This is a genomic window from Helicobacter sp. 11S02629-2 (genome assembly GCF_002272875.1).
Lineage (GTDB): Bacteria > Campylobacterota > Campylobacteria > Campylobacterales > Helicobacteraceae > Helicobacter_I.
The window spans coordinates 24,854-32,014 of the sequence record NZ_MLAN01000014.1 but is presented as its reverse complement, the minus strand read 5'-3'; the positions used below and the strand labels follow the sequence as shown (position 1 = coordinate 32,014).

The 7,161-nt window shown below is 35.6% G+C and carries 9 protein-coding genes; 6 read left to right on the top strand and 3 right to left on the bottom strand.

Annotated features, from left to right (window positions below; translation table 11 throughout):
* Window positions 1-262 precede the first annotated feature (262 nt).
* A complete protein-coding gene (locus tag BKH40_RS07530) occupies window positions 263-526 on the bottom strand; it encodes a hypothetical protein (protein WP_095278331.1) in 264 nt (87 codons plus the stop codon).
* Window positions 527-836: 310 nt separating this feature from the next.
* Between BKH40_RS07530 and BKH40_RS07525 the strand changes: the two genes are divergently transcribed.
* From BKH40_RS07525 to BKH40_RS07500, 6 genes are all read left to right on the top strand, one after another.
* The gene (locus BKH40_RS07525; RefSeq protein WP_095278329.1) at window positions 837-1,040 is read left to right on the top strand and encodes a hypothetical protein; all 204 of its coding nucleotides are present in this window, start codon (window positions 837-839) and stop codon (window positions 1,038-1,040) included.
* A gap of 176 nt (window positions 1,041-1,216) precedes the next feature.
* Window positions 1,217-2,236, top strand: a complete 1,020-nt coding sequence (locus BKH40_RS07520; protein ID WP_095278327.1) for a flagellar basal body P-ring protein FlgI — start codon at window positions 1,217-1,219, stop codon at window positions 2,234-2,236.
* A gap of 26 nt (window positions 2,237-2,262) precedes the next feature.
* Window positions 2,263-2,577, top strand: coding sequence for a hypothetical protein (locus BKH40_RS07515; protein WP_180675163.1), 315 nt, complete (start codon window positions 2,263-2,265; stop codon window positions 2,575-2,577).
* Complete coding sequence (locus BKH40_RS07510; RefSeq protein ID WP_095278324.1) at window positions 2,577-3,686, top strand: ATP-binding protein; 1,110 nt, start codon at window positions 2,577-2,579, stop codon at window positions 3,684-3,686. Before BKH40_RS07515 ends, BKH40_RS07510 begins: the two co-directional genes overlap by 1 nt.
* A 58-nt stretch (window positions 3,687-3,744) precedes the next feature.
* On the top strand, window positions 3,745-4,434 hold the full coding sequence (locus tag BKH40_RS07505) for a BspA family leucine-rich repeat surface protein (protein ID WP_095278322.1): 690 nt from the start codon (window positions 3,745-3,747) through the stop codon (window positions 4,432-4,434).
* Window positions 4,428-5,102, top strand: coding sequence for a site-specific DNA-methyltransferase (locus tag BKH40_RS07500; RefSeq protein WP_095278320.1), 675 nt, complete (start codon window positions 4,428-4,430; stop codon window positions 5,100-5,102). The genes BKH40_RS07505 and BKH40_RS07500 overlap by 7 nt, the downstream gene beginning before the upstream one ends.
* 11 nt (window positions 5,103-5,113) lie before the next feature.
* Here BKH40_RS07500 and BKH40_RS07495 read toward each other — a convergent pair whose 3' ends face one another.
* Both BKH40_RS07495 and BKH40_RS07490 read right to left on the bottom strand, forming a co-directional pair.
* On the bottom strand, window positions 5,114-5,863 hold the full coding sequence (locus tag BKH40_RS07495) for a hypothetical protein (RefSeq protein WP_095278318.1): 750 nt from the start codon (window positions 5,861-5,863) through the stop codon (window positions 5,114-5,116).
* Between the two features lie 338 nt (window positions 5,864-6,201).
* Window positions 6,202-7,029, bottom strand: coding sequence for a DUF5718 family protein (locus BKH40_RS07490; RefSeq protein WP_095278332.1), 828 nt, complete (start codon window positions 7,027-7,029; stop codon window positions 6,202-6,204).
* Window positions 7,030-7,161 lie beyond the last annotated feature (132 nt).

Here is a 7,161-nt window from a genome sequence, read left to right as displayed (position 1 = left end):
CATTAGCCTGAGCTGCTTTAATCTCATACTCTTTAGGATCTTTTAGTTCTTTTAGCACTGCATCCATAAAGTTATCTATAATATTTACTAGCCTTTCATCTATGCCTTCATCTCTTTTTAACATATGGCTTAAAGTATAAAGCTTATTACTTACTACACTGCTAGTATCTTCTAAGATTTTAGCTATCTCTTCTACATCTATAAGCTTACCTAGCTTTTCTTTATACTGCAGCTCTTTTAATCTAGCATCTGTTTGATGTAACTAAAAAGCTATTAATAATCCTAGTACTATGATTATGACACTCCAGCAGATAACACCAAGTATAATCTTAGCTCTTTTGGTGTGTATGCCTAAGAGAGCAAATTGATAATCTCTTTTTTCTTTAGGAGACATCTTTTTATATCTTTGCTTATTTAAAAGACTTTTGTTATACCAATCATTTAGCTCTTTTTCAGAAGGTGGATTTTTTCCTATAGAGTGAAAAAGCCCTGCAAGTCCACCAGTAAGTAATAATACCCAACCCATTATTCTCTCCTTATTAATATTTTTCTATGATAACACATACTTATCTTTAGCCCTAGTTTTTTAAATTTTTACTTTAAACTTTGCTATATCTGTCATATTTGTGCTTAATATGCCAATTACTTAGCTTCATACCCCATGTTTTTTATAGTTTTACACCTAAATATCTTATAATCTCACTTTTAATTTTTATATATCTATCACACTTTAAAACCATGCACGCCCTCGCAAGCACACGTATTTATCAAAGCCTTTTAGAAGCTAGCAAGGACTTAGGTTAGTAGTGATGCTACGCTTACTAAAAGGATGGAAAATGGAACTTTGGACGATAGTAGAAGTGCTTGTAGTAGTATGTTTAGTGCTTTTTTTAATATATTGGATAGTTACTGCGATCATAAGAAAAAAGCAAAGAAACAAAGAGCCTAGAAGCAAGCAGTTTGCAAGGGCAAAAAACATATTCTTCGTTGTTTTAGTGCTTTCTATCATCTACTGGATAGGCATATCAAGCAACTCATAAAAATTTATAATGCTGTATAGAATCTAAAAAAGATTCTATAGCCAAAAACCCCTAGACTTTTTAAAACTCCAAGCCCTACGCATGTCTCACAAACCCTATGGAATATCTTTTGCTTTTCACCAACTAAGCAAAGGCAACTAAAAATGCAGTTCAGGGAATTTAAAAGGATTTAAGTCATGAAGGTATTCAAAGTTTTATGCGCCCTACTTGTCGCCTTAAGCTTTTTGAAAGCTGATAAGATAGGCGATATATCAAGCATAGTAGGCGTTAGAAGCAACCAGCTTATAGGCTATGGTCTAGTTATAGGGCTTAATGGCACAGGCGATAAAAGCGGCTCAAAGTTTACCATGCAGTCAATTTCAAATATGCTAGAAAATATGAGTGTTAAAGTCAATCCAAATGACATAAAGTCTAAAAACGTAGCAGCTGTTATGATAACTGCTAATCTTAATAGCTTTGCAAGGGAAGGCGATAAACTAGATGTTAAAGTCTCAAGTATTGGCGATGCTAAGTCTTTAAGTGGGGGCACTCTTATAATGACTCCTCTTAGTGCAGTAGATGGTCAGATATACGCCCTTGCACAAGGAAGCGTTATAGTAGGTGAAGGAGACAACGCCCTAAGTGGAACCATAGTTGGTGGGGCAAGCGTTGAAAGAGAAGTACCTTACACTTTAAGTAATAAAACCGAGGCTACTTTAAGTCTTAATGCAGCCAACTTTCAAAACGCCATTAGAATCCAAAACATTATCAATAAGACCTTTACTCCAAGCACTGCAACTGCCCTAGATTCTAGAACTATAAAGCTTATAAAGCCTAGCAATCTAAGTATGGTTGAGTTTTTAGCCTTAGTGCAAGAGATAAATATAGACTATACTTCACGCGAAAAAATCGTAGTTGATGAAAAATCAGGCACGATAATAGCAGGTCTTGATATCTACGTGCAGCCTATAGTTTTAACACATGGCAACTTAACTCTTAAAATAACAAAAGACTTTGCAAAAAGTGGTGGTGAAAAAGTAGATTCTATGAATCTAAACACTGAGACTAAAACCCTAAGCAGTAATGGGCTTAATCCAACCGTATCAAGCGTAGTTAGAGCCTTGCAAAAGATGGGCGCAACACCAGCAAACATCATAAGCATACTAGAGACTATGAAAAAAAGTGGCGCCATAGCTGCCAACATAGAAGTACTATAGAATCTAAACTTTAAGGATATATCATGATGCTAGATCAAACAAACGCACTAAACTCCCTAAGCACCGCTAAAAGCAAAGAGTTGATAGAAAGCTTAAAGTCAAAAAAGCTAGATAACAACGACAAGGCTTTGAGGGCACAAACTGATAACTTTGAAGCACTTTTTATAAAGCAACTTCTTGATATATCTTTAAGCCTTGATAATCCCCTCTATCCAAAACAGCCCGGAAGTGAGATCTATCAGTCTATGTTTAAAGACCAGTTAGCTAAAGAGCTAAGTGGTAGTTTTGGCTATAGCGAGTTACTTTTTAACTTCCTAAAAGACAAAGAAAAACTTAGCTAATGCCTTCTAACAAACAAGATTCTATTACACAAGATTCTAACAAACGCCCACAAGAAGGCACTGAAAGCTCCCCACTTTCAGACCTAAGCACACTAGATCTTGGAGATACAGAATCTCTTTTAAAACTCTTAAATGAGTTCATCCTCCAAAGTTACAAAGTAGAAAAAGAGTTTAAAGACTTTAAAGCCTTAATAGAGTTAGTCTTAGAGATGATCCCCCAAGCAGTCCTAGTTTTTAATGAAGACGATGGCAGTCTTTTTTACCAAAACAAAAAAGCAGCTAGCTTAAAGCAGCTTTCAAGCATGGATTTTAACTTAGAATCTGAAAGCGAGATAAAGCTAGATTCTAGTATCTATCTTTTACAAAGCTCACGCGTTTCAAACAAAGTCATCATCACTGCTACTAATATCACTGAACAAAAACGCCAAGAAAGGCTAGCTAGTATGGGGCAAGTTAGTGCCCACCTAGCCCATGAGATAAGAAACCCCATAGGCTCTATCTCCCTTTTGGCAAGCGTGCTAGAAAAAAGAGTAGATAGCAATAGCGCTAAGATAGTAGAAGAGATGAAAAAGTCCATCTGGAGGGTTGAGAGGATAATCAAAAGCACTCTACTTTTTTCAAAAGGTGTACAAGCCAACATAAAGCCTTGCTTAGTTAAAGATTTGCAAGCCCAGATGCAAACCATCATTAATGAATATGCCTATAGTAAAAATATAAACTTTAGCTTTAATCTAAATGAGATAGAACAAATACAAGTTGATATCTCCCTTTTTGAGATAGCCCTGCAGAATCTAATCTGCAACGCCATAGATGCAATAGAAGAGTGCGAGGAGATAGAATCTGGTCAAAGAGTAGGCGAGGTAAATATAGAGCTTTTTGAAGAAAATGGCTTTTATGTGTTTAGAATCTATGACAATGGCAAAGATATAGAAGACCTAGCCTCACTTTTTGAGGCCTTTAAAACCACCAAGCTAAAGGGTCATGGGCTTGGGCTTGCTTTAAGCGAGCAGATATTAAAAGCACATAATGGCTTTTTAAGTGCTAATAATATAAAAAAGAAATACTTTGAGTTAAAAATACCAACCAAGCCCCTTTCAAACTTAGACTAAAGAAAGCTTTTTGGATATGCTAGTTTTATAAAAAGGCACATTGTAAAAGGGAGTCACCATGTTTGATGATGCTAATTACTTCAAAGCTGAAGTCCACTACACGCAAGCTAGTCCTAATGCACTAGATATAAAAAAAGCCTTACAAAAAAGACTAGATAGATGCAAAACTTCTAAAAACTGTCATCAACCTTTAGTGCTAGCAGATAACAACTTACTGCAAACTAAATCAACCAAACTTCAACCCCCTCTAAAAACCTATAAGCCAAGCACAACTGCTGAGCTTAAAAAACTAGTTAATAACCAGCATATTAATCTAGACGATATAGACACTAGCTTAATCACAGATATGTCTTATCTTTTTGAAAATAGCAAACGCACTAACTTTAAGGGTATAGAATCTTGGGATGTGAGTAATGTTACAAATATGGGTGGGATGTTTCATAATGCAGCACACTTTAATGAAGCACTTAATAGCTTAGATGTTAGCAATGTATATGATATGCACTGGATGTTTAAGGGGGCTAGGAGTTTTAATCAGCCTTTAGATAAGTGGGATGTAAGCAAGGTTAAGGATATGGGTGGGATGTTTCAAGAAGCCACTAGCTTTAATCAGCCTCTTAATACTTGGAATCTAACTAATCTAAAAAGCTATAAATCCATGTTTTATAAAGCCACTTCTTTTAATCAAGACCTAAGTAAGTGGAATCTTAAAAGTGCACTTTTACTTTTTGAAGAGCCTTTATGCTAAGCCTAGCTAACACCACAAAGCCAGAAGATATACTAAACCAAAAGTTAGATATCTGTGGATTAGAACTCATGGCAAGACTTGAAGATGAAAGTATCAATCTTTGCTTTTTTGATCCTCAGTATAGAGGTGTGCTAGAAAAGATGAAGTATGGCAACGAAGGAGAAAGGCAAAAAGAAAGAGTGAAGCTTTTGCAGATGGATGAGTCTACTATCAAGGCTTTTATAAAAGAGATATCTAGAGTTTTAAAGCCAAGTAGCTATCTTATGCTTTGGATAGATAAGTTTCATCTTTGTGAGGGCGTACACCCTTGGCTAGAAGACACTAAGCTAAATATAGTTGACCTAATCACTTGGGATAAACAAAAGATGGGCATGGGCTATAGGACTAGAAAGCAAAGTGAGTACTTACTAGTGCTTCAAAAAACTCCTAAGGTTGCTAAAGGCACTTGGACCTTGAGAGATATAAGAGATGTTTGGAGTGAAAAGATAGCAGCTAGTGATCTAAAACTACACCCCCACACTAAGCCAAAAGGCTTGCAAAAAGCTCTTATAAAAGCTTGTACTAAAGAAGGCGAGTTGGTACTAGACCCAGCTAGTGGGAGCTTTAGCGTGCTAGCTTGTGCTTTAGAGTTAAATAGAAACTTTATTGGGACTAATAAGAGTGTGTAGCATTAACATCTTTAGAATCCAAAACTACGCTTACCAAAATAGTACGTATAACTAGCATTCATATAATCATTAGTTAGGATATAGCCGCTACTAAAATAGTGTTGCCATAGGATAGATAAGCTTTGATTCTCTCCAAAAAATCCTATAACTCCAACCCTAGTATCAAGAGGCAAACTCCAAGATTTATCTTTTATACTAGAACGTGGAAAATGCTCTACATAAACGGCAGGGCACGCCACTATTGTACTTTGACACGTATCTGTTTCTTTTGAAACGCATAATCCTCCTTCTAAGTAATCCCCGCTATTGCATCTTTCGGTTATATTCTGCCTAGCATAGATTCCAGCCCCTATTATATATCCTAGCTTAAAGTAGCTTCCTAGTCTAAAAGCTTGCGTAAGGTCAAAGTTAACCCCAGCTTTTAAGCTATAGTAAGGACTACTATAAGGATGGATTGCATCAGTATCTATGCCAAGGTTAAGGCTGGCTAAAAGCCCTATAGTGCTATATTTAAGCTCTATAAAGTTACCTATACCAGCTTTTAGATTTATACCTAGCTCTGCATAGGACCTAGAGTTAAAATCACCAAAGAACCCAGAACCAACATCAAATCCACCACCTAAGAAAAACCTTGAACTTATACTCTGAGATAAGCTTGTAGATGGGGTTGGTGAAGTAGGTAGCTTAGCGGCATTTGCACCCATGATACTTAAGCCAAAAACTAGTATAGCTAGTAGTATGTATCTACTATAAACCAACATTACATTCTCCTAGTTTGTGTTTAGAGCGGATTCTAGCACGATATATTTTTCAAAGAAACTTAATTTTGCTTATCAATAAAAAGTTGCTTTGAAAAATAATTTGATGCTAATTTTTTAGATTCTACAGTTTTGTAAAATCTATTTATGTCGCGCTCTAGGAGGTCCTTGAGACTGGCGTGGTAAGCAAATATTTAAAAACTTTTCTAGTTTAGTGGAATCTAAAAATATCTAAGCACTTACAAATAACTCACCCCCTTACTCCCCCTGCTAGGATTAAGAACTAATACAAGATAGCACCCATAAAGCAAGAAAGAATAAAGGGGGGATATTAAATATCACTAAGCTTTTAATATCTTTTGTCTAACGATAGATGCACCTTCTAGATCAAAGTTAGGGTCTTTAATCTTATTTTTTATATCTTCAAAGCTGTTTTTAGTATGGTCATAAGTGATGATGCATATCTCATCGCCATCTTTTAAAAATCTAGTCTCGCCTAAGTGAGTATATCTAGTAGCACCAATTGCAACTACTATGTGCTTAGGGCAAGAGGCATTTTTGATAATCTCACTTAGATTTTCTAAAACTGAAAAGTCTTGCTGGGTGTTAAGCTTTTTAACTATCCAGTCTATTAGCTTTTCATAAAAGTAGCTATAGCTTGCTATCTCGCTATTTTCACCATACTGATGCACAACGCCATCACTTATCAAAAACGCAGTTATAGAGTAGTTATCACAGATGCCACCTTTACTAAACTTATCTATCTTTATCTTTTTGTTGCCCATACCTTTTGAAGCGATAGAAAAGTTTTTCTTTTGGGAGATTTTGGTTGCATTTTTATCATTTCTAACAGATGTATCATCAAATGCCATAAAATATTTTGGAACTAAAGTTTTAATCTTGCCATCTTCATAGACCACTTCACACTCTAAGGCTATCTCTGGCTCAGCTTGTACTTCAGCTTTTGGGTCTTCTGGGAGTACTACTTTTTGATTATCTATGCAGTATCTACCTAAAAAGTCCTTTGACCCCGGTATATAAAAAGGAAAGATCCCCTTAGGTGCTCCTTCTTCATCTGCTTTGACATTATGAAAATCACTTGCTTCTCCAGCTTGCTCTAAGTGACCAGCAAAGTTACCAGCCACACCAAAACACATATATTGTTTTATATCACAACTATTTTTTTCTATCATAATAAACTCCTAAGTTTTAAAGGCGAAACTAAAAATGATATATTCATCAAACTTTTTTAATATGCGTATAAAAAACACAAATAAATTATATTTATTTGATTCCTAGTA